Source organism: Pseudomonas sp. LS1212 (genome assembly GCF_024741815.1).
Classification (GTDB): Bacteria; Pseudomonadota; Gammaproteobacteria; order Pseudomonadales; family Pseudomonadaceae; genus Aquipseudomonas.
Genome location: NZ_CP102951.1, coordinates 4,393,159 through 4,413,942 on the forward strand (window position 1 = coordinate 4,393,159; position 20,784 = coordinate 4,413,942).

The window sequence follows — 20,784 nt, forward strand, 5'->3', positions numbered from 1 at the left end:
AGGTAAATCTCAGGCCGAGCGGAATCTCACGCGAAAGGCTGCGCCACCCAGGGGTGAGTCCCCAAGGGTCAGGCGAGCGTCGTAGCTTTCGATGATGTCCTTGACCACCGCCAAGCCGATGCCCTGCCCCGGATTCTGCCGGTCAAGCCGCTCGCCGCGCTTGAGGATGCGTGCTCGCTGGCTTTGCGGCACACCGGGCCCGTCGTCTTCGACACAGAGTTCGATGCCCTCGGGCAACCGTTGCAAGCTGATGCTGACCTCGCCCAGGCACAGGCGGTAAGCGTTTTCCAGCAGGTTACCGAGCATTTCGAGCAAGGCCCCCTGCTCCATCGGCACCTGCCCATTGAGCGGAATATCGAAGCTCACCTTGACCTGCTTGTCTCGATAAACCTTGTCCAGGGTGTTGCACAGGCTCTCGACCACCGGCCGCAACACGACTTGATGGCGCACCAGCCCACTCTTGCGCAGGCTGGCGCGCTGCAGCTGATAGCCGATCTGCTGGCTCATGCGCTCGATCTGGGCTTGCAGAATGCGCGCCTGCTCCCTGTCTTCCGGGCGCTGGGCAATGGTCTCACTGACGCCTTGCAGCACTGCCAGCGGGGTTTTCAGGCTATGCGCCAGGTCCCCCAGCGAATCCCGATAGCGCCCGCGCTGCTCGCGCTCACTGTGCAGCAAGCGGTTGAGGGAGTCAGTCAGGCGCAACAATTCGCGAGGGTGCTCTTCGCTCAGGCCTTCACGAGCGCCGGACTCTACCTGGTCGAGCTCCAGGCTCATCTGCCGCAACGAGCGCAGGCCCCAGGTCATGCCGACCCAGAGCAGCAGCAACAAGGCGAGCAAGGCTGCGCCGAACCCCAAATAGAGCTTCTCGTTCAACCCGGACAACGTCATCTGATACTCGCGTATAGGCTGCAACGCGACAATGCTGAAGGCCGCCGTCTTGCCACCCAGCAACTGGACCTCCACGTCATAGACAAAGAACTCTTCGCCATCGTCCTGACGGATGCGGGCGAACTCGTTGCCGCGGCCATCATAGCGCGGGGTGTAATTGATGTTTTCTTCGACCGTGGCGCGCGACCGCCAGACCAACGTGCCCTGGCGGTTGTAGATGTAGCCGAGCAGGCGACCATCCGGCAGGTCGAACTGCTCGTCCGGCAGCAGCACCGGCATTTGCAGGCTGCCATCCTCCACCCGCGCGGCCGATATCAGGGTTGTCACGTCCGAAGCCAGACGCTGCTCGATGGACTCCTGCAACGCCAGGCTGAAAGCCCCCTGCAGCGCCGGCAGCAAGCCGAGCATGAACAGAAGCGCCAGCACCGCTGCCGCCAGCATCAAGCGCACGCGCAGCGATCGAATCATCGGCAGCGCTCGGTGAACAGATAACCCAGGCCACGCACCGTATCGATCGGCTTGAAACCGCTGGCGCCTTCAAGCTTTCGGCGCAGACGCCCAACCAGCACTTCGATCACGTTCGGATCACGTTCGTCATCGTCGGGGTAGAGTTGCTCCATCAAGCGATCCTTGGCCACCACCTGTTGGTGATGACGCATCAGGTACTCCAGGATCCGGTATTCGTAAGCAGTCAACCCCAGCGGCTGATCCTCGAGCACGGCCTGCTTGCGATTGAGGTCGAGCACCAGGGGGCCGGCAACGATGGTCGACTGGGTGAATCCGCTGGAGCGGCGCAGCAAGGCATTGAGGCGTGCCTCCAGCTCTTCGAACTGAAAGGGTTTGACCACATAGTCGTCGGCACCCGCTGCCAGGCCCTCGACCTTGTCCTGCCAGTTGCCTCGGGCCGTAAGGATCAATATGGGGAAACTCTTGCCTCCCGAACGCAGTTGCCGGATCAGATCCAGCCCGCCCATGCCCGGCAAGCCCAGGTCGATCACCGCCAGGTCATGATTGAATTGTTCGGCTTGATAAAGTGCTTCTTCGGCATTGGCCACTGCTTCGACCACATGCCCGCTTTCCGTCAGACGGCTCCGTAGGTGATGACGCAACAGCGCCTCATCTTCTACCACCAGCAGTTTCATAACGCTCTCCAGGCCCCGTCCCACGACAATTCATCGTGCAAACGCCTTGTTACAACATAATCGCGCCAAACCTGCCGGCCCATTGCCTGCAGGTTTGGCGCAAGGCCGAAACGACTTAGAAGGCGTAGTTGGCCGACAGGTAAGTCTGCGCGCTGCTGTTGAGCTGCAGCGAACCCAGCTTGCTGCCACTGTGTTCGTTGACTTCAGTACTGGCATTACTGCGCAGGTAACGATAACCCAGTTCTACCGAAACGTTCTGCGCGACCTGCTGCAGCACGCCGACCTGCGCACCGATGGCGTAACCGGTGTTGGTATCGCGGCTGTAGCCCGAAGACTCCTGGGACAACCTGGCCACACCCAGGCTACCGCCGCCGAACAGTTTGGTGCTGGCAGTGACCGGAACGAACATATCGTAGCTGCCCAGCAGGTTTTCCTGACGCAGTTTCAAGCCGTTGTGACTTCCGGAAACATTGTCGTATGTCGCGTAGTAGCGGCCTTCCTTGTTCTGCTGACCGAGACGCACGCCCCAGGTGCCTTCCTTGTTGATGATGCCGTCGGCATTGGGATTTTGCAGATTGGTGTTGAGCAGGCTGGATTTCTTGACCTTGTCGCTGGTCTGACCATAGGTGAGGCTGGCAAAAGTGCTGTCGTTGGCTTGTGCCACGGCGCTGGCACCAAGTACAGCCATCGCAAGAATCAGTTTGTTGATAGTTTTCATGAGGATTTTCTCCGCGCCAGGCGCTGTTGTTGGGTACGAAGCTAGGTTAAGCAAGGTGCCCTGAACCGCCCCTGAACCCACCCTGAACCCGGGCTGAACCAAATCGACCGGGCTGAGGTGACTCTCATTGGAGGATCGACCATGCGTTTCTTGCTCGCACTTGCCTTGATCGCCGCCAGCACCCTGGCCCAGGCCGCCATCAAGACCCATGCGCCAAGGTCCGCAGGACCTTCCTGCGATCTGAAGAGCGCGACCGCTACGCGCTCGAGCGTCGCAGCGGCGCACCGAGCCTTCGGCAGCGGCTACAGCATTCTGCGCAAGCACATCTACCCAATCGTCACCGCGCACGGCAAAATGCCGACCATGACTCAGCCCCTGCCCATCTGCTGCTCCGACCTGCAACGCCACTGGCCCCTGCCCCAGCCACTGCCCGGTGCGGTCCTGGTCAGCTGCCGGTTCGATCCCGCCAGCCTTGCCAGCGATGATTTCCAGCGCAGTGGCATCGCGCAAACGTCCAGCCTGCAACGTTCAGTCGCCAAGCGTCAGGCCGAGTTCCTGGCCGGACGCGTCTGTGCCCGCGAGGCCCTGCGCCAACTCGATGGGCGCGAGTACACCCCGGCCACCGGCGAGGACCGCGCGCCGGTCTGGCCGGCGACTATCAGCGGCTCGATCACCCACGGCACCGGCTGGGCCGCCGCCGTGGTGGCGCGCAAAACCGATTGCCAGGGCTTGGGGCTGGACATGGAAACCCTGCTCGGCGAAGAACGCGCTCAACGACTGGCCGCAGAAATCCTGCTACCCGATGAGCTGCAGCGCATGGCCGCAGACCGCGTGGCACTGACCGTCACCCTGACCTTCTCGCTCAAGGAGAGCCTGTTCAAGGCGCTCTATCCGATCGTGCAGCAACGCTTCTATTTCGAGCATGCCGAACTGCTGGAATGGTCCGATGATGGCAACGCTCGCCTGCGCCTGCTCACCGACCTGTCGAGCGAGTGGCACCATGGGCGCGAGCTGAACGCGCAATTCTGCGTCGAGGGTCAGCGGTTATTGAGCCTGGTCAGCGTCTGAAGCCTCATGGGCACAACGGGCAATGCTCGCAGTGCCCGACCCACTCCACCTGAAAGCTCAGGCAACAACTGCGCCGCTGACGGCGACCATCGTCCAGATAGCGCACGGCGCCATACAGTGGGCTGCCTGAGGATTCAAGCAGGCGCCGAGCCGGCGGCAATTCGCTGCCCAGCCGCTGCTCGAGCGCCACGATGCATTGCTCGAGATAGTCCCCGGCGTTGCCCCACAACACCGCCGCCGACACGGCGCCATACTCACTGAGCGCGTCGATCACCGGCCGCAGATTGGCCTGGATCACCGACTCAAGCGCCGCGTCCCCGGCAACGCCGATCGCCAATGGCTTCAGCGCAACCGGCAAGCCGCGCTCATCCAGCGCAATGGCCACCTCGGCAAACCCCAGGGGCAATTGCCAGCCATGCATCAGCCGGGGCACCAGCAACGCAGGCCAGAACTGCATGAAATAGTACTTGGACCATTGCGACACCAGCACCGGCAACTGGCTGGGCATCAACTCCGGCCCATAGACGTGCAGCAAGGTGCGATCGAGCCGTGCGGGCTGCAACAGCTCAGGCAAGCCCAGCACCGGCCGCGGATCGTCCGGCATCAACAAGCCCTTGAGCAGATCGGCAGCAGGCCCGGCATGCCAGTCGGGCGGTGCCTCACTCATTTCTTGTCCTGATAACGCGGCCAGGCCAGGCTGAAACAGGCGCCACCGAGTGCCTCGCTCTTGCTGATCGAGGCGCGACCGTCATGCCAGTAGATGATCCGCCGCACGATGGACAAGCCCAGCCCATGCCCGCCCGAGGCGCGGGTGCGGCTGTCATCCAGGCGCAGGAAGGGGGTAAACAACTTCTCCCAGGCACTTTCCGGCACGCCCGGTCCATCATCCTCGACATCGACCCGGCAACGCTGTAGCCCCAGTTGATAGCTCAGGCGCACCTGGGATTCGGCGTGGCGCATGGCATTGCTCACCAGGTTCTGCAGGGCCCGGTGCATATAACGCGGTTCGGCCTCGACCCAGGCGCCCTCTTCCCCGCCATGGCAAACCCCTCGCAGCACCTTCACATCGGCGCGCAACGGCGCCAGTTCGGAAATCACCTGATCGATCAGGGCATCGAGGTCGATCCGCTGAAAATGCAGAGCCGGCGCCCCCTGCTCCAGGCGGGCGTAGGTGAGCATCTCGTCCACCAGCTTGTCGAGCTCCTGAATGTCGTTATCCATGCCCGCCAGGTACTTTTCCCGGGACTTCTCATTATTGGCCGAGCCAATCATTTCCAGGCCAAAGCGCAACCGCGCCACGGGAGTGCGCAGCTCATGGGAAACCGCCCGCACCAGTTCGCGCTGGATCATCAACGAGCGCTGCAGGTGCTCGGTCATGCCATTGAAGGCCGCCGCCAACCGCCCGATCGAGTCGCCATCGCCCTCCGGTACGCGGGTGTCCAGGCTGCCCTGGGCAATGCGCGTGGCGGCCGACTCAAGGCCCAGCAAGCGCCGCTCCAACCGGCGAACCAACAGGTAGACGATCAACCCGATCAGGCACAGGCCCAGCGCTGCGATCAAAATCAGCATCTGCGGTGGGTAAGGGTTCATCTGGTACAGCGGGCCGAGTTCCAGCACCCAGGGCGTATCGACCATGCCGGCAAACACCCGGATCGAGTCGCCACCCTTGCCCAGCGCCATCACCGTGTCGCCTTCATCGACGCGGCGGCGCTGGTCCTCATCCATATCGGCCTGTTCCAGGCTCACCAGTCGCAAGTCGAAACCGAAGCCCTTGTTCTTTTTCAGCTCTTCCAACCGCCTGGGTTGTTCACTGACCAGATAGCGCACCAGTTCATCGACCAACAGGTAGATGGTCGCCCGCGCCAACTGCTCGCTGATCTGCTGCACCTCGCCGGTCAGCAGCAAGGGCTCTTGACCCACCTGACGCAAGACCTTGGCCGCATGCGGGCCGGTCTGCTCGACCAGCACCTGACCACGGGCCAGCTGGCTGCGTTGGCCATTCTCCAGGCGCGCCTGGTCGAAATGCTGCAAGGCCAAGGGGATTCCCAGCAGACGCTCCCAGATCACCAGCGAACGCTTGCGCTCGACCTCGGTCATGTGCGCGAGGTTGTCGGCCATCAGGGTAAAGGTGCCGTGGGCCAGCCGCTCGCGGTACTGATCGCTGCGCACTTCATTGAGCAGGTGCAGGCTGAGCACCCCAAGCACCGCGACCAGCACCAGCGCGGCAAGCATGCCGCCGTAGATGCGCAGAAAGATCGAGTTCATTCAATAAGGCTGCCCGGGGTCGATGCGGCCCATGGCTTCGGCCGCCTCGCGGACGAACAGATAGCCCTTGCTGCGGATGGTCTTGATCATGCGCGGGTGGATCGGGTCGTCGCCGATTTTCGGGCGGATGCGCGAAATGCGCACATCGATGGAACGGTCCTGGCCGTCGTAGCCGACCCCGCGCAGGGCGGTGAAGATCTCCTCGCGCGACAGAATGCGCCCGGCATTGGCCACCAGCAGCCAGAGCAGATCGAACTCTGCACTGGTCAGCTCGATGCTGCTGTCCGATAGCCAAGCCTCGCGCAGGGTGTTATCGACCACCAGCGGGCCGAATTGCAGGCGCTCGCGCTTGTCTCCCTCAACCCCCTCGGCGCTTTCGCTGCGCCGCAGCAAGGCTTGAATGCGCGCCAGCAGCAGGCGCGGCCGCACCGGCTTGCAGACGTAATCGTCGGCGCCCATGTCCAGGCCCTGGACCTGGTCCAGGTCATCGGTGCGCGCCGTGAGCATCAAGATCGGCCCCGTGAACTGGTCACGCACCTTGCGGCAGATGGCAAAGCCATCCTCGCCGGGCAGCATCAGGTCGAGAATCACCAGATCCGGCTGCTCGGCGATGATCCGCGCCGCCGCCAGGGCGCCATTGCTTTCGATGGCGACACTAAAGCCATTGCTTTCCAGGTAATCGCGGGTGAGCTCGGCCAGTCGCTGGTCATCCTCGACTATCAATACCTGACAGGCTTCTTGCTCCACGGGGGTACCTCTGTTTTTGCACTGTTGTTATTAAAAGGCCCATTGCCCACGGCTGCCAGATAAATAAAGCAACTGATATCAGGACCATCACCACAGGTTTACCCTTGCATTCTACCCAGCCGCGGCGACCAGCACACAACATGCCAAAAGCAATCGGTGATGTGTCTTTTTTGTGATAGGGTTCGCGCCCTCAAAAATTGGCCTCACGTCATTTTTTTTGCAAAAAAAGTATGACTAACGGTCCTAAGCAGGTGGGATGCGGCTTACGTGGGTTTTAGCGATTTCACTCACAATTTACACACAAGTTATCCACAGGACCGCAACCTTGCAATAGGCCCAAGACCGCATTATCTTGTATTCCAAGCACAGCAAAACACTACATGTTGGGTTTTGCGCAAAATACCAAGCACAACTCAAAAGAGAAACTCAAGCCTTTTTCCAGCGCTTTTTTCGTTTGCAGTGAGCAAGAATTAACCGCCAAAACCGTACCAGCGGAGGGCGTCCGAATTTAACGCCTCAGTGGCAGTAAATCGGTATGGGTGCTGCATCAAGTAGTAGCACCCCGACAGCAACCGTTTTTGGATCGACGATTCGAAACCTTTGACTTCGGCCAGGGAGCGGCAACTAAAAAGCCTATTCCCATCTGTTACGAAGTGTGTGCCCGGCCCCATCTTTGGGTGGCCGGTTGTAGTGCTTCTGGACGGAACGGCCGGCACGCCTGGCGTGCCTAAACAAACATAGAGACCGCGGAGACCCCCATGCACACCGACACAACTCGCGAGAACCCGCAGGCCAACGCGCCGCAGGCTGCAGATTCGAACCAGGATCTGGCTGCCACCGCGCCTGGCCAATTGCGCGTGATCAAGCGTAACGGCACTGTCGTCGCTTACACCGATGACAAGATCACCGTCGCCATCACCAAGGCGTTCCTCGCAGTTGAAGGCGGCACCGCTGCCGCCTCGTCGCGCATCCACGACACCGTGGCCCGCCTGACCGAACAAGTCACCGCTACCTTCAAGCGTCGCATGCCTTCGGGCGGCACCATCCACATCGAAGAAATCCAGGACCAGGTCGAACTGGCCCTGATGCGTGCCGGCGAACAAAAAGTCGCCCGTGACTACGTGATCTACCGCAACGAACGCTCCAAGGAACGCGCCACCCGCTCCACCACCGAGCAGCCTGCGCAGCCGCACCCAAGCATCCGCATCACCCGCGCCGACGGCAGCCTCGCGCCGCTGGACATGGGCCGCCTGAACACCATCATCACCGAAGCCTGCGAAAGCCTGGCCGAAGTCGATGGCGACCTGATCCAGCGCGAAACCCTGAAGAACCTCTACGACGGCGTGGCGCTCAAAGACGTCAACACCGCCCTGGTGATGACCGCCCGTACCCTGGTCGAGCGTGAGCCGAACTACTCCTTCGTGACCGCTCGCCTGCTGATGGACACCCTGCGTGCCGAAGGCCTGAGCTTCCTGGAAGTGGCCGAGAGCGCCACCCACCACGAAATGGTCGACCTGTACGCCAAGGCGCTGCCGGCCTACGTCGCCAAAGGTATCGAGTTCGAACTGCTGAACCCGGTGCTGGCCAGCTTCGACCTGGAAAAACTCGGCAAGGCCATCAACCACGAGCGTGACCAGCAGTTCACCTACCTGGGCCTGCAGACCCTCTACGACCGTTACTTCATCCACAAGGACGGCGTGCGTTTCGAACTGCCGCAGATCTTCTTCATGCGCGTGGCCATGGGCCTGGCGATCGAAGAGAAGCAAAAAGAAGATCGCGCCATCGAGTTCTACAACCTGCTGTCGTCCTTCGACTACATGTCGTCGACCCCGACCCTGTTCAACGCCGGTACCCTGCGTCCTCAGCTGTCGAGCTGCTACCTGACCACCGTGCCGGATGACCTGTCGGGCATCTACCACGCGATCCACGACAACGCCATGCTGTCCAAATTCGCTGGCGGCCTGGGCAACGACTGGACCCCGGTCCGTGCACTGGGTTCGTACATCAAGGGCACCAACGGCAAGTCCCAGGGCGTCGTGCCTTTCCTGAAAGTGGTCAACGACACCGCCGTAGCCGTCAACCAGGGTGGCAAGCGCAAGGGCGCTGTGTGTGCCTACCTGGAAACCTGGCACATGGACATCGAAGAGTTCATCGAGCTGCGCAAGAACACCGGTGACGATCGCCGTCGTACCCACGACATGAACACCGCCAACTGGATCCCTGACCTGTTCATGAAGCGCGTCTTCGACGACGGCAAGTGGACTCTGTTCTCGCCATCGGAAGTGCCAGACCTGCACGACCTGACCGGCAAGGCCTTCGAAGAGCGCTACGAGTACTACGAAGCCCTGTGCGAATACGGCAAGATCAAGCTGTTCAAGACCATCCAGGCCAAAGACCTGTGGCGCAAGATGCTGTCGATGCTGTTCGAAACCGGCCACCCATGGTTGACCTTCAAGGACCCGTGCAACCTGCGCAGCCCGCAGCAGCACGTGGGCGTGGTCCACAGCTCGAACCTGTGCACCGAGATCACCTTGAACACCAACAAGGATGAGATCGCCGTCTGCAACCTGGGCTCGATCAACCTGCCGAACCACATCGTCAACGGCCAGCTCGACACCGCCAAGCTGCAACGCACCGTCAACACCGCCGTGCGCATGCTCGACAACGTGATCGATATCAACTACTACTCGGTGCCGCAAGCCAAGAACTCCAACCTGCGCCACCGTCCGGTCGGCCTGGGCATCATGGGCTTCCAGGACGCGCTGTACCTGCAGCACATCCCGTACGGCTCCGACGCTGCGGTCGAATTCGCCGACAAGTCCATGGAAGCGGTCAGCTACTACGCCATCCAGGCTTCCTGCGACCTGGCCGACGAGCGCGGCGCCTACGAGACCTTCGAAGGCTCGCTGTGGTCCAAAGGCATCCTGCCGCTGGATTCGCAACAGATCCTGATCGAAGCCCGTGGCCAGAAGTACATCGATGTCGACCTGAACGAAACCCTGGACTGGGCACCGGTCCGTGCTCGCGTACAGAAAGGCATTCGTAACTCGAACATCATGGCCATCGCACCGACCGCGACCATCGCCAACATCACCGGCGTATCGCAGTCGATCGAACCGACCTACCAGAACCTCTACGTGAAATCGAACCTGTCGGGCGAATTCACCGTGATCAACCCGTACCTGGTCCACGACCTCAAGGCCCGTGGCCTGTGGGACTCGGTCATGATCAACGACCTGAAGTACTACGACGGTTCGGTGCAGCAGATCGAGCGCATCCCGCAAGAGCTCAAAGACCTCTACGCGACTGCCTTCGAAGTGGAAACCAAGTGGATCGTCGACGCCGCCAGCCGTCGCCAGAAGTGGATCGACCAGGCTCAGTCGCTGAACCTGTACATCGCCGGCGCCTCGGGCAAGAAACTGGACGTGACCTACCGCATGGCCTGGTACCGTGGCCTGAAAACCACCTACTACCTCCGTGCCCTGGCCGCCACCAGCACCGAGAAGTCGACCATCAACACCGGCAAGCTCAACGCCGTGTCCAGCGGTGGCGACAACGCCCCACTGCAAGCCGCCCCGGCAGCCCCGGCACCCGTGCCGAAGGCTTGCGCGATCGACGAGCCAGACTGCGAAGCCTGCCAATGACAGCTAGGTACAAGTAACCGTATACATTAAGCCCTAGAAACCCAATAACCCCCTGATAACAAAGGGGGTTATTGGTTTACAGGTGTATACGACCTTCCTATACTCCCGGCCCTGCCAGCTCAGGTCACGGGAACGTATACATTGCAATCCATTCGAATCAAATCCTTCACTGCCACAGACGGCCTTCCCATGGCTGTTCTTGTCGATGAAGAGGGTCGCCCCCCTTTCCTGCCCAACGTCTACGCCACCCTGCGTTATCGCGACCGGGGCGCAGCGTTGACGACCACTGAGAAAGTCCTTCGTACCTTAGGCATGTCCTACCTCTGGGCCTATGCGCGAAAGATCGATATCCATGCTGCCCTTTCCTCTCCAACGTTCTTGACCATCGAGCAGTGCGAAGACCTAGCCAACTTTCTTCGAATGGATCGGGCCGGCCAGGATCGAGAGGTCAGCGCAGCCAAAGTCACAAAGCAACAGAAGATCGTGCGGCTTGAGCAGGTGCGTGGAAGGATGGCGACGAATGATGCCGTGACCCAGCTTTCTGCCGCTGAAGGGGGTTATAGGATCCAGACAGTCGCCAAGTTTTTGGAATTCCATCATGAGCGACTTTGCAATCAGGTACTGGCCCCGTCCAATGAAGCCCTGAAAGCGGCTCGTGAAGTGGCCATCAAGCGATTCCGTAGCTTAGCGCCCAAAACTGGTGGCTCATCGCAGGGAGACCCAGTAGAGGGGCTCCCAGAGTCAGTAATGACCATTGTGGATAGCGCATTCAAAACTGGTTCAGTTGAGAATCCCTTTAGAGAGGGATTCATACAAGCAAGAAACCATCTGATGTACAGGTTCTTCGTGGACACCACAATGAGGCGAAATGAGCTGCGCCACGTTCTAGTCGAAGATGTCGACTATGCACGCAAACGCGTAAAAATTAGAGTATCCAAAACGCTCTCCAGGGTTTTGCCAGTTTCTCAAAATACAGCCAAGTTGTATCGAGACTTCGTAAGCGATTACTGGGCAAAAATTCCAGCAAAAAAAAAGGGCGCATGGTTACTTATTCATTACAAGATCGGGCGATCAACTTTCAAAATCGGCTATAAACCTGATCTTTAAAGTCGCTAGAGATAGTTCGAAAGACATTCCCAATTATTTTGCACCACATACCCTTCGTCGGACGTGGAATGACAGGCTTAGCCGAAAAATTGATGCGCAGCCCTCAGAAAAACGCATGGATCCTGAAGAGGAAAAGCGCGTAAGAATTCAGTTGAATGGATGGTCAAAAAATTCAGAGATGGCTTCCCGGTACGCGGCCAGAGCCATTCGAGAAAAAGCTGATCAGATAGCAGAAGAATTGGCGAATGACATTGCAGGAAGAAAGCCCAATGACTAACCCGACAAAAATATCTAGTACTGCTCTTGATGCGATTATCTTCAACGAAGAAAAAAATCATCATAAAAAAGTCGTGCTACTTGATGGGCGAGCTATAGACATCACAATGGGGACTAAAGTCGCCATTCATGATCGGGATGGAAAATCATGCCCAATTTATCTTGACACCCTAGACAAAAACAATGCTTTTCATGTCAGTATTTTTAAGTGCCTAGCAGCATCTCTTGCTACGCACAGCCTAGGTTATAATTCCTTAATCAGTACCGCACTGAGGGGATGGCTCGCGCTCGACGGCATGAAACTATGCGCCAATGTTGGGCTCAAAGAGCTAAGCTTAATTTTAGAAACCAACAGCTCATACCGCAGATTTATTACTCCACTACTGCGCCGAATTAAAGAAGGCAGTTTCCCCGGCCTCTCGGAAGAGGTAATTGACTTCCTTGATAACGACGAAAAATGGGAGCAAAAGGGCAATGGTGCTTATTACACCCTGATCACCAATGACCCTGAAAGAGGAGCCTTGACTGACCAAGAGTTACATAACATCCATTCGGCACTGAACAAGGGATACTCCAACAATACGGTATCCTTGCGCGCTTTTGCTCTCTGCTGGTTCTTCATAGGCACCGGCATTCGCCCTATTCAAATCAGAAGAATGACTATGAATGACGTCATCATTCATGATCGAGTTGGTATGGAAGTAACTTTGAGAATTCCACTGGCCAAAGGGATGAAAACGATTGCCATGGAGTATTGGGTCAGAAAGGCTCCTACAGTATTAGCTGAATGCTTGATTACTTATCTGGATACCTATAAGCATGCGGGCACCACCAAGGACACTCCACTTTTTTCCGGTACAGCTACAGATCTAGGTATTTTGGTTACTCGAACGTTAGCAGCACTTCCAACATATTCCGACAGACTTGAAGGCCCCATTTATATAACCCCGTATCGCTTCAGGTACACATTGGCGACACGGGCGCTGGCTCAAGGAGCGTCAGACGCTGAAGTTGCCAGGCTTCTAACTCATCGCAGCACGTCGTGTATTCAGTTTTATAGAGCGTCCATGCCACAGTTACAGAAGCCCATCCGGAAAGCCCTGGGAAAGGAGATGGAATACTTTGCCAGCGCCTTTCGGGGGCGCTTGATCGAGCATCTGGATGAGGCCACTCGCGCAGGGGATGATGAGTGCGTCATCGCAGACTACCTGCGACTCACCGGAGAGACGCTTGGGGCCTGTGGAACACGTGCTGAATGCCATCAGCATGCACCTATCGCCTGCCTATCCTGCAGTTACTTTGAGCCCCTGATTAATGCCCCCTGGGAAACCTTGATGGTGGCTTTGATCGAAGATCAAAAGATCGAACCGGAGCCTCGAATTCAGCAAATCAACCAAAATGCGATGTCAGCTATCCAGCAGATCATTGCAATTCGTGATAGTAGAGTGGATGGGGCGGTAGTCTGACATGGGCGATATTGTACACTTTGTTGGCAAAGCTGGCCTCGCCGCTAGTTCGAATTTGGAAAGTTTCATCCTGCATGCAAAAATGAACACTCCATTTACTGATATTACCTGGGAAGATAACAGCTGGAACATCACCAGTTTCAACGTTGGAAAAAACCAAGGAAAGCGCAAAAAAATTGTTCATTTTAAATCGCTGCGCGATCCATCTGGCAGCAAATCAACTGTCGAAATTCCTTTCTCGATGCCATTTTTAGAGTTTGCGAAGTCAGCTTTCAGTGAAATCATGCGTCGATTTCAGCTGCAGGAATTTCGACGTTATCTTTATGCAATGCAAGCGATTGAGCAGGCTCTATTAGACGACAATAGAGCTCCTTGCGTGACTGAAGTCAATGCAACCACTCTGGATAAAGCAGCGGAATTACTGCAAGAACGATTCACAGATGCATGGAGTGTTGGGCGCTGCCTAGAGCGACTCGCAACTCAAATAATTGCACCTGCAAAATTGACACCTACACCCCTAGAATGGGTTTCACCAGTAGTCTACAAGCAACCAACCCGCAATGATCGTGTTGCACCAAAACACGGCGAAAAAATTGTAGGCCGACTCCCGAGCATTCAATCAATCCTAGACTTAGCAGAAATTCACCATAAGAGTGATCACGTTCCGGATCGAATCGTGACTTCTTACGTAACATTGGCCATGTTTGCGCCGAGTCGAGGATCTGAAATTCTATCGCTACCCGTCAATTGTATTCGCCACGTACAAAGCGAAGATGGCTTGATGATGGGAATCGCATGGGATCCAGCTAAGGGCGGCATGCCACTTACAAAATTTGCTGCATCAGAGCAATTTGAAAGTCTCGCACAAGAAACGGTCGATTATTTACTAGAGCTAGGCGCCCCAGCGAGAGCAGCTGCTTTGTGGTATGCAGAGAATCCAGGAAAGCTCTATCTTCCAGACGACATGAAACATCTGAGAGGGAACCCTGTAACTCTTTATGAAGTTGCCAGGATAATTGGCAAGAATACGGCAATTAAAGGCTGTCACGCTGAGCGCTATGGGCTACTGAAGGTAAAGGGCAACACTTCAGACCCAACCCGTCGCGCCGACGCGGCGGCTTCTTGGGTGAGTCTGTACGACTTTAATTCACTCGAAAAATATGTCTTAGCGAAACTGCCTGAGATCTTTCCAGTTTTAGATGGATCCACAGGGTTGAAATGGCATCAGAGTCTATTTGTGCTGCCTGAAAACATCCTTCGCCCAAATGCAGAGATCCTCTACAACATCCCTTCGCCCATAAGTGTTAATCAGATCAATAACCAGCTGGGGTCGAACCCAGGGGGTGTCACTGTCTTCACCCGGCATGGAAAAGTTCAACGTGATGGAAGCCCAGTAGAGATGGCGACTCATGACTTCCGACATTTGCTCAACACCCTTGCTCAAAGCAAGCATCTCAGTGAATCACTGATTGCGTTTTGGTCTGGTCGAAAAAACGTCAAGCAGAATGAATGGTACGACCATCTTCCGCAGGAAGCCTTCATTGAAGCCTATGTGAAACTGGGGGAAAACCTTGGAGACATGAGGACAGGCGAAGCTCTGGATGACAAGGTAAAAGGGCTGATGGCAAGCCATAGCCTTACCGAAGAGGAGGCTCTGAAGACCGAGCTAGGATCCATTAGTGTCACGCGCTTTGGACTTTGTAAGCACGAGTACGCCATGACCCCCTGCCCGCTGGACAAGGACTGCTCGAACTGTTCTGAACATGTATTCGTGAAGGGTGATCGTCGCCATCGCAAAGAAGCAGAATTTCAGTACGAAATTCATTCCAAAGCGGTAGTAGCCGCGAGCGCCGCAATGGCCAACGGAGAGCCCGGCGCCGCACGCTGGCTCAAGCAAAATCAGCCCAGAATGGAGCGCTGGGCTCTCACTTTGGAGAAAATGAATGATCCCACAATCCCTGACGGCACAATGATTACTCTTCCGCCACCTGCGAATACGCAATCTAAGACCGGCCTGGCTCACGCTGTTCGCTTGATCGCGACCAACACCGCTCAACCGGAAGAGGCTGAGCTTGCTGACACAGCTGCTGATGCACTCACGTCTTTGGAGTTCTTCTGATGGGCGCTCCAAAAATGACTGACCAGGCGATCAATCAGTCAGTGATGATGCTTGATGGGTGGACAGGCAAGCTGACTTGGGATCTGTACCTTGAATCCCTCGCGGTAGAAATTGGTCATCGGTATACCAAGGCAGCCATGCTCAGACATGAGCGGATCAAGGATGCTTGGGATCATGCCAAGAATCGAGCCCAGAATTTTGCTGAAGCTCCTAAGAAAGCGCCTGAGGTCGAGTTGTTACTTGCCCGCAACCATGAGCTTGAGGAACGCGTGGAGCGCCTCACACGCGAAAACAACAGGCTCCTGGAGCAATTCGTTCGCTGGGCTCATAACGCTTCTCGGCGAGGAATGAGTCTGGAGGAGCTAGACCGGCCTTTGCCATATGTAAAAACCAAAGACCTGTCCTAGTTATCGACCATTCGCAAGGACACGGATGGGTAGCAGGGAGGGCCTGGATCTTAAATTTCTAGGCTCATGGCTGCCCCCAATTGATCGACCAAGACTACGGCGCTTATCACTACGTCAAAGCATGCTTCCTGGGTCGCCAGAGTCTCTTTCATTGCCGCCATGAGGCTGGCCTGGGCTTCTTGGCGCTTAGCCCTCACATCCGCACTTTGAAGGCTCATAGTCCCCGTAATGGCGCCGGTCATTCGCTCAATCCCCGCCCAGGTGTTAATAAAGACTGCAGAGAGCCTTTGACCCACGTCAGCGGCAATGGCTGCCGCTGCTTCACTACGATCTACTGGACGGACTGAGTAGGAGAGCAAGAAGTGGTGATTCGTCGCCATCATCGGATCACAAGGTGGTGGGGAGGTAGCGAGCTTACCGTAAAGCGACCGATGGTCACGATCCTAGGAGCCACGTTCATCACGCATAGAAACAATGGGCCATGCTGTATTGGTAGCTCAGAGCTCCTTAGGTGCGACGACACGACTTGAAATCAGAAAAATTTAGCCTCGAAATTTCGGCTGAAATGCGTATACTTTCGAGCCTTGAAAAGGGGCCTAACCCTTCAAAAGTATACGTTTTTTCTAGAGATTTTTGATCGTAAGACGCTGAAAGCCACATAGGTTAAGGGATTCATAAAATGTATATGGATCCTACCTAGGCGTTCTGCCAATAACCGGCAGCGGCACCCCGCTCCCACTTAATGATTGAAACATTCTGGGAGCGGAAACTGTGGGAGCGGGCTTGCCCGCGATAAGGTCCGCAGGACCTTCACTGCACAGTTGCAACGGATGTACCAAGGACTGGAAACACCACAATTCCAGTCCCCTCTCCCCCCTTGGGGAGAGGGCTAGGGTGAGGGGTCGATCTCAAAATCACCCCATCCCCCCAGCACCAAAACAGAGGGACAATACCCTCCAGGATTCCCATGTTTTTTGCGTGCAGTACCGTAACGCAACCAACGCATTCCAAAGATCCAACCGGCCCCTGAACAAGGTGGCCCTCACGCAGGAGACAGATCATGCTGAGCTGGGACGAATTCGATAAAGAAGACGGCGAACAACCCGCCAAAGGCGCCAACGCCGGCCACGCCGCCGAAGCTGCCATGGACAAACTCGACGACGCCGGTGGCGAAGCCGCCCGCGCAGCCCGCGTCGTAACCGCGAGCGACTCGGCCGCCATCATCAAAGCCAAGGCCGCCCTGGACAAACTCGACATCGCCGAAGGCTTGGCCGAGCTCGAAGGCTCTTCCGCCCGCGTCGCGGTCGACGAAAAGCGCATGATCAACTGCCGCGCCGACCTGAACCAACTGGTCCCGTTCAAATATGACTGGGCCTGGCAGAAATACCTCGACGGCTGCGCCAACCACTGGATGCCGCAAGAAGTCAACATGACCGCCGACATCGCCCTCTGGAAAGACCCGGAAGGCCTGACCGACGACGAACGCCGCATCGTCATGCGCAACCTGGGCTTCTTCTCCACCGCCGACTCCCTGGTAGCCAACAACCTGGCCCTGGCCGTGTACCGCCTGATCACCAACCCGGAGTGCCGCCAGTACATCCTGCGCCAGGCCTTTGAAGAAGCGATCCACACCCACGCCTACCAGTACTGCATCGAATCGCTGGCCATGGATGAAGGCGAAATCTTCAACATGTACCACGAGATCCCATCGGTCGCGAAAAAAGCCGCCTGGGGCCTCAAATACACCCGCGCCATCTCGGACCCGGAATTCAACACCGGCACCGTCGAGACCGACAAAGAACTGCTGCGCAACCTGATCGCCTACTACTGCGTACTGGAAGGCATCTTCTTCTACTGCGGCTTCACCCAGATCCTCTCCATGGGCCGCCGCAACAAAATGACCGGCGTCGCAGAACAGTTCCAATACATCCTGCGCGACGAATCCATGCACCTGAACTTCGGCATCGACGTGATCAACCAGATCAAGATCGAAAACCCGCACCTGTGGGATGCTGAGCTGAAGGAAGAAGCTTCGCAGATGATTCTGCAGGGGACTCAGCTGGAGATCGAATACGCGCGGGATACCATGCCTCGTGGGGTGTTGGGCATGAATGCGGCGATGATGGAGGACTATCTGAAGTTCATCGCGAATCGTCGGTTGTCGCAGATTGGGTTGAAAGAGGAATACCCGGGTACCACGAATCCGTTCCCTTGGATGAGTGAGATCATGGACTTGAAGAAGGAGAAGAACTTCTTTGAGACGAGGGTTATTGAGTATCAGACTGGTGGGGCTTTGAGCTGGGATTGATTGATTCGACGTAGGTTTTCAGGATCATCTGAACTTTTTTCAGGATTTTATGAAACCATAAGGCCTCAAAGACAGTAAAGCCACCTCAGTGATAGAAGCTGAGGTGGCTTTTTTACGTGATCTACACTCCCATCACTTTCAGCCCACCGATGCCTATCCTTATTTTTCAGCCAGGTCTGGACTTTTGTAAGCGTCTGCCAAAGTCACCTTGCGTAAACTAGGCTGGCACCCACTGATGCGGCAGTAGTTGCCCGATCTCACTTGCTCGCTGCGTCGGTAGCCGTATCAGCACATCTTTGAGATAGGCATACGGGTCGTGCCCGTTCATGCGTGCCGATTGGATCAAACTCATGATCGCCGCCGCCCGTTTTCCGCTGCGCAGCGATCCTGCGAGTCGAGTCAGCCGAAGGGAATTTCACCCCTCGGCTGCTCACAGAACCGTACGTGACAGTCTCCCGTCATACGGCTCTTGACCACACATTCGATGCACGTAGTAAATACCAATGCGCGAACAGCTCCGGATTCTCCCTTCGAACAAGACGCAGCCGATGCTCCGCTTGGCGTATAGAGATTCGGTACTTGCTCTTCATCCATTTGAGTAGGCGCGATTGCAACGCGCTCCACAATCGATAGCTGAAGTTTCTGTACCAGAATTTACCGTAGTATTCGATCCATCCTCGAATCACAGCATTGTACCTGCGAGAAAAATCCCTCAGGTCATCAGTCGTGGACGATGGACGCGCCAGTGTTTGATCGTGTCTACCATCCTGCGCATCGCCTTCATCGACGCTCCGGGCATGCACTTACGAAAGAGTTCGCCCTTGGAGTTCCTCAGGGTTCGCACCTTGAAGTCATATCCGAGAAAGGTGAATCTCGTCGCGACATTGTGCCGCTCGAATGTGTCGATGTAGACAATCTTCGACTTTTCTTCATTGATGGTCAGGCCCACTTCACTCATCCGTCGCGTCAGGCTCTCCCTGATTCGAACAGCCTCACTCATCCTTGTAAAGTGAATAACAATATCGTCGGCATACCGTTCAAACGGTACGCCGCGATGTGTCCTGTCCATCCAACGATCAAAGGCATAGGTGACTTCGCCGGATGCCTACACTTCTGTGTCACAAGCAAGCTCCGTCAGGAAAGCGTGAGTTTGTGCAACGGACCTGCTCCGTTCAAACGGCATCGTCAATTAATCCTCCACGAGTGAGATCGTCAGACCAATACAAGGCAACTAGGTTCGGTTTCGCCAAATTTCGCTGGTCTAGTCCCAGACTATCTGTCAATAACGGACGCTTGTTCAATCGTGACCGCCCAGCTTAGCTTTGATCAACTCAAGAATCCGAGCGCGCTTTTCAGCATCCACCATCAGACGCTGACGTGCAGCGGGCAAGGTGTGGCGCAGGAACGCCTTGCCTCTCTCCTTGATCTGCGCTGCGACGTCCGCATCGCCGAACAACAATGAATGGTATTCGAGCTTGCACACAAACCGTTCGGTCTCCTTAGTATCGACATCGGTTTGCATGAGTTCCCTATCCAGCCGACTCCAGAATTCGTCAGTGTTCATCCAGTGGCCCAACGCTCTGCAATCGGATGCGAGCCGACAATGGTGCTGTTCGATTTTCATAGTGAAGATCTTCTTGACCTTCTTTGCAGTAGGATTTCGAAGCACATCCAGGAGTCCGTTCAAAGGAAGTTCGCTGTGCTTTGCTACATCCAAAAGTAGATCAAGGTCGAGCATGAAGCTTACTGCGACTTCCCGATAGCTGGCGTAGAGCTCTCGACCGTGGGCGATGCGGTTGCGACGAATCGGCATGATGAAAAGCAGATATTCCATGCCGATTGCATTGGTGTGCTTCTGTATCGTCTGGAGCAGTTGATTGAGAGCTGCTCTTTCGTTCACTGATTCCTTCAGGCCAAGCGTCTGGCAAATATCGTGAAAGGTACCTTCGATGAACGGCGGTAGGATGAACGACAACGAAATGTAATCGCGTTGTTTGAAGCGCTCGATGATGTGCTCCGCAAGTGCGCCCTTGCTGGCAACATGAATGTCGCTACGACCCGCCTCCAAAAACCTTGGAATAATGAACTCGTTGATGTACCACTCGGCGATCTCATAGTAATCATCAGACACCTCCCGGTCCTTGTAGTATTTCCGGATCTGATCAATGTTTTCGCGGTACACATGTACAGGCAGTGACAGGAAGCGAAAATCGATTTCCTGTAGAAGATCGGGATCGAAGTTTAGGGTTCGACAGTTGCGGAAACGATAGCGATAGGTCAGGGCATCAAACAGGGTTGGGGGGGCAGAGCCAAAGAGCGAACCGGGGCCAAACATTCGCTTGCCCTGAGGTCCCAGGTGCAGCGCAAGAGAGTACGAAGCGTTTTCGAGTTGGACACGGATATACTCTTCAATTTCAACCGCCGCAGCTTCGTTCTTCTGAAGAAAATACTCTAGCGCCAGCTTTCGATATCGCTGTTCTTGAGTACGACTTTCGTCATCGGTAACCGCCGGAGCGTCGAGTTCGGCCTTTATCCGGCCAATCTGCTCGTTGATAGAGCTACGATCCTTCTCAATTTCTACTAGCAGTTTTGCCTTTATTACGTTGGCTTCCTCGTGCATTTTTGAATG

17 protein-coding genes and 1 pseudogene are annotated in these 20,784 nt (G+C 56.3%); 8 read left to right on the forward strand and 10 right to left on the reverse strand.

What is annotated here, in order from left to right:
- Nucleotides 1-9 precede the first annotated feature (9 nt).
- The 3 genes from NVV94_RS20445 to NVV94_RS20455 form a co-directional block, all read right to left on the reverse strand.
- Nucleotides 10-1,356, reverse strand: a complete 1,347-nt coding sequence (locus NVV94_RS20445) for an ATP-binding protein (protein WP_258444185.1) — start codon at nt 1,354-1,356, stop codon at nt 10-12.
- The gene (locus NVV94_RS20450; RefSeq protein WP_258444186.1) at nt 1,353-2,030 is read right to left on the reverse strand and encodes a response regulator; all 678 of its coding nucleotides are present in this window, start codon (nt 2,028-2,030) and stop codon (nt 1,353-1,355) included. The genes NVV94_RS20445 and NVV94_RS20450 overlap by 4 nt, the downstream gene beginning before the upstream one ends.
- A 115-nt stretch (nt 2,031-2,145) precedes the next feature.
- A complete protein-coding gene (locus tag NVV94_RS20455) occupies nt 2,146-2,748 on the reverse strand; it encodes an outer membrane protein (RefSeq protein WP_258444187.1) in 603 nt (200 codons plus the stop codon).
- A 354-nt stretch (nt 2,749-3,102) separates the two neighbouring features.
- On the opposite strand from NVV94_RS20455, the gene NVV94_RS20460 reads away from it, so the two are divergent.
- Nucleotides 3,103-3,816: a 4'-phosphopantetheinyl transferase gene (locus tag NVV94_RS20460; RefSeq protein ID WP_408733519.1), complete on the forward strand. Its 714-nt coding sequence runs from the start codon at nt 3,103-3,105 to the stop codon at nt 3,814-3,816.
- 4 nt (nt 3,817-3,820) lie between these two features.
- Here NVV94_RS20460 and fhuF read toward each other — a convergent pair whose 3' ends face one another.
- From fhuF to NVV94_RS20475, 3 genes are read right to left on the reverse strand one after another with little or no spacing between them, the layout of a single operon-like run.
- On the reverse strand, nt 3,821-4,522 hold the full coding sequence (fhuF, locus tag NVV94_RS20465; RefSeq protein ID WP_258447763.1) for a siderophore-iron reductase FhuF: 702 nt from the start codon (nt 4,520-4,522) through the stop codon (nt 3,821-3,823).
- The gene (locus tag NVV94_RS20470; RefSeq protein ID WP_258444188.1) at nt 4,480-6,081 is read right to left on the reverse strand and encodes an ATP-binding protein; all 1,602 of its coding nucleotides are present in this window, start codon (nt 6,079-6,081) and stop codon (nt 4,480-4,482) included. Before NVV94_RS20470 ends, fhuF begins: the two co-directional genes overlap by 43 nt.
- A complete protein-coding gene (locus NVV94_RS20475; RefSeq protein WP_258444189.1) occupies nt 6,082-6,828 on the reverse strand; it encodes a response regulator in 747 nt (248 codons plus the stop codon).
- Between the two features lie 758 nt (nt 6,829-7,586).
- Between NVV94_RS20475 and NVV94_RS20480 the strand changes: the two genes are divergently transcribed.
- The 7 genes from NVV94_RS20480 to NVV94_RS20505 all read left to right on the forward strand — a co-directional run bounded on the left by NVV94_RS20480 (nt 7,587) and on the right by NVV94_RS20505 (nt 18,155).
- Nucleotides 7,587-10,472 carry a ribonucleoside-diphosphate reductase subunit alpha gene (locus NVV94_RS20480; protein ID WP_258444190.1) on the forward strand — a complete coding sequence of 962 codons (2,886 nt, stop codon included), beginning with the start codon at nt 7,587-7,589 and terminating at the stop codon, nt 10,470-10,472.
- Nucleotides 10,473-10,661: 189 nt separating this feature from the next.
- Entirely contained in the window at nt 10,662-11,579 is a 918-nt protein-coding gene (locus tag NVV94_RS20485; RefSeq protein WP_258444191.1) for a tyrosine-type recombinase/integrase, read from the forward strand.
- Nucleotides 11,527-11,856 carry a hypothetical protein gene (locus NVV94_RS27005; protein WP_408733520.1) on the forward strand — a complete coding sequence of 110 codons (330 nt, stop codon included), beginning with the start codon at nt 11,527-11,529 and terminating at the stop codon, nt 11,854-11,856. The genes NVV94_RS20485 and NVV94_RS27005 overlap by 53 nt, the downstream gene beginning before the upstream one ends.
- Nucleotides 11,825-13,321 (forward strand): hypothetical protein, encoded by a 1,497-nt coding sequence (locus tag NVV94_RS20490; protein WP_258444192.1) that lies wholly within the window; start codon nt 11,825-11,827, stop codon nt 13,319-13,321. The genes NVV94_RS27005 and NVV94_RS20490 overlap by 32 nt, the downstream gene beginning before the upstream one ends.
- Before the next feature lies 1 nt (nt 13,322).
- Nucleotides 13,323-15,440: a hypothetical protein gene (locus tag NVV94_RS20495; protein ID WP_258444193.1), complete on the forward strand. Its 2,118-nt coding sequence runs from the start codon at nt 13,323-13,325 to the stop codon at nt 15,438-15,440.
- A complete protein-coding gene (locus tag NVV94_RS20500; protein ID WP_258444194.1) occupies nt 15,440-15,847 on the forward strand; it encodes a hypothetical protein in 408 nt (135 codons plus the stop codon). Before NVV94_RS20495 ends, NVV94_RS20500 begins: the two co-directional genes overlap by 1 nt.
- A gap of 1,060 nt (nt 15,848-16,907) precedes the next feature.
- Nucleotides 16,908-18,155 carry a ribonucleotide-diphosphate reductase subunit beta gene (locus NVV94_RS20505; RefSeq protein WP_258444195.1) on the forward strand — a complete coding sequence of 416 codons (1,248 nt, stop codon included), beginning with the start codon at nt 16,908-16,910 and terminating at the stop codon, nt 18,153-18,155.
- Between the two features lie 217 nt (nt 18,156-18,372).
- Here NVV94_RS20505 and NVV94_RS20510 read toward each other — a convergent pair.
- From NVV94_RS20510 to NVV94_RS20520, 4 genes and pseudogenes are all read right to left on the reverse strand, one after another.
- A pseudogene (locus NVV94_RS20510) lies at nt 18,373-18,546 on the reverse strand (transposase domain-containing protein); the annotation flags it as partial.
- 67 nt (nt 18,547-18,613) lie between these two features.
- Complete coding sequence (locus NVV94_RS27010) at nt 18,614-18,958, reverse strand: group II intron maturase-specific domain-containing protein (RefSeq protein WP_408733422.1); 345 nt, start codon at nt 18,956-18,958, stop codon at nt 18,614-18,616.
- Nucleotides 18,868-19,224 carry a reverse transcriptase domain-containing protein gene (locus NVV94_RS20515; RefSeq protein ID WP_258444196.1) on the reverse strand — a complete coding sequence of 119 codons (357 nt, stop codon included), beginning with the start codon at nt 19,222-19,224 and terminating at the stop codon, nt 18,868-18,870. Before NVV94_RS20515 ends, NVV94_RS27010 begins: the two co-directional genes overlap by 91 nt.
- 228 nt (nt 19,225-19,452) lie before the next feature.
- The gene (locus NVV94_RS20520) at nt 19,453-20,775 is read right to left on the reverse strand and encodes a hypothetical protein (RefSeq protein ID WP_258444197.1); all 1,323 of its coding nucleotides are present in this window, start codon (nt 20,773-20,775) and stop codon (nt 19,453-19,455) included.
- Between the last annotated feature and the right edge of the window lie 9 nt (nt 20,776-20,784).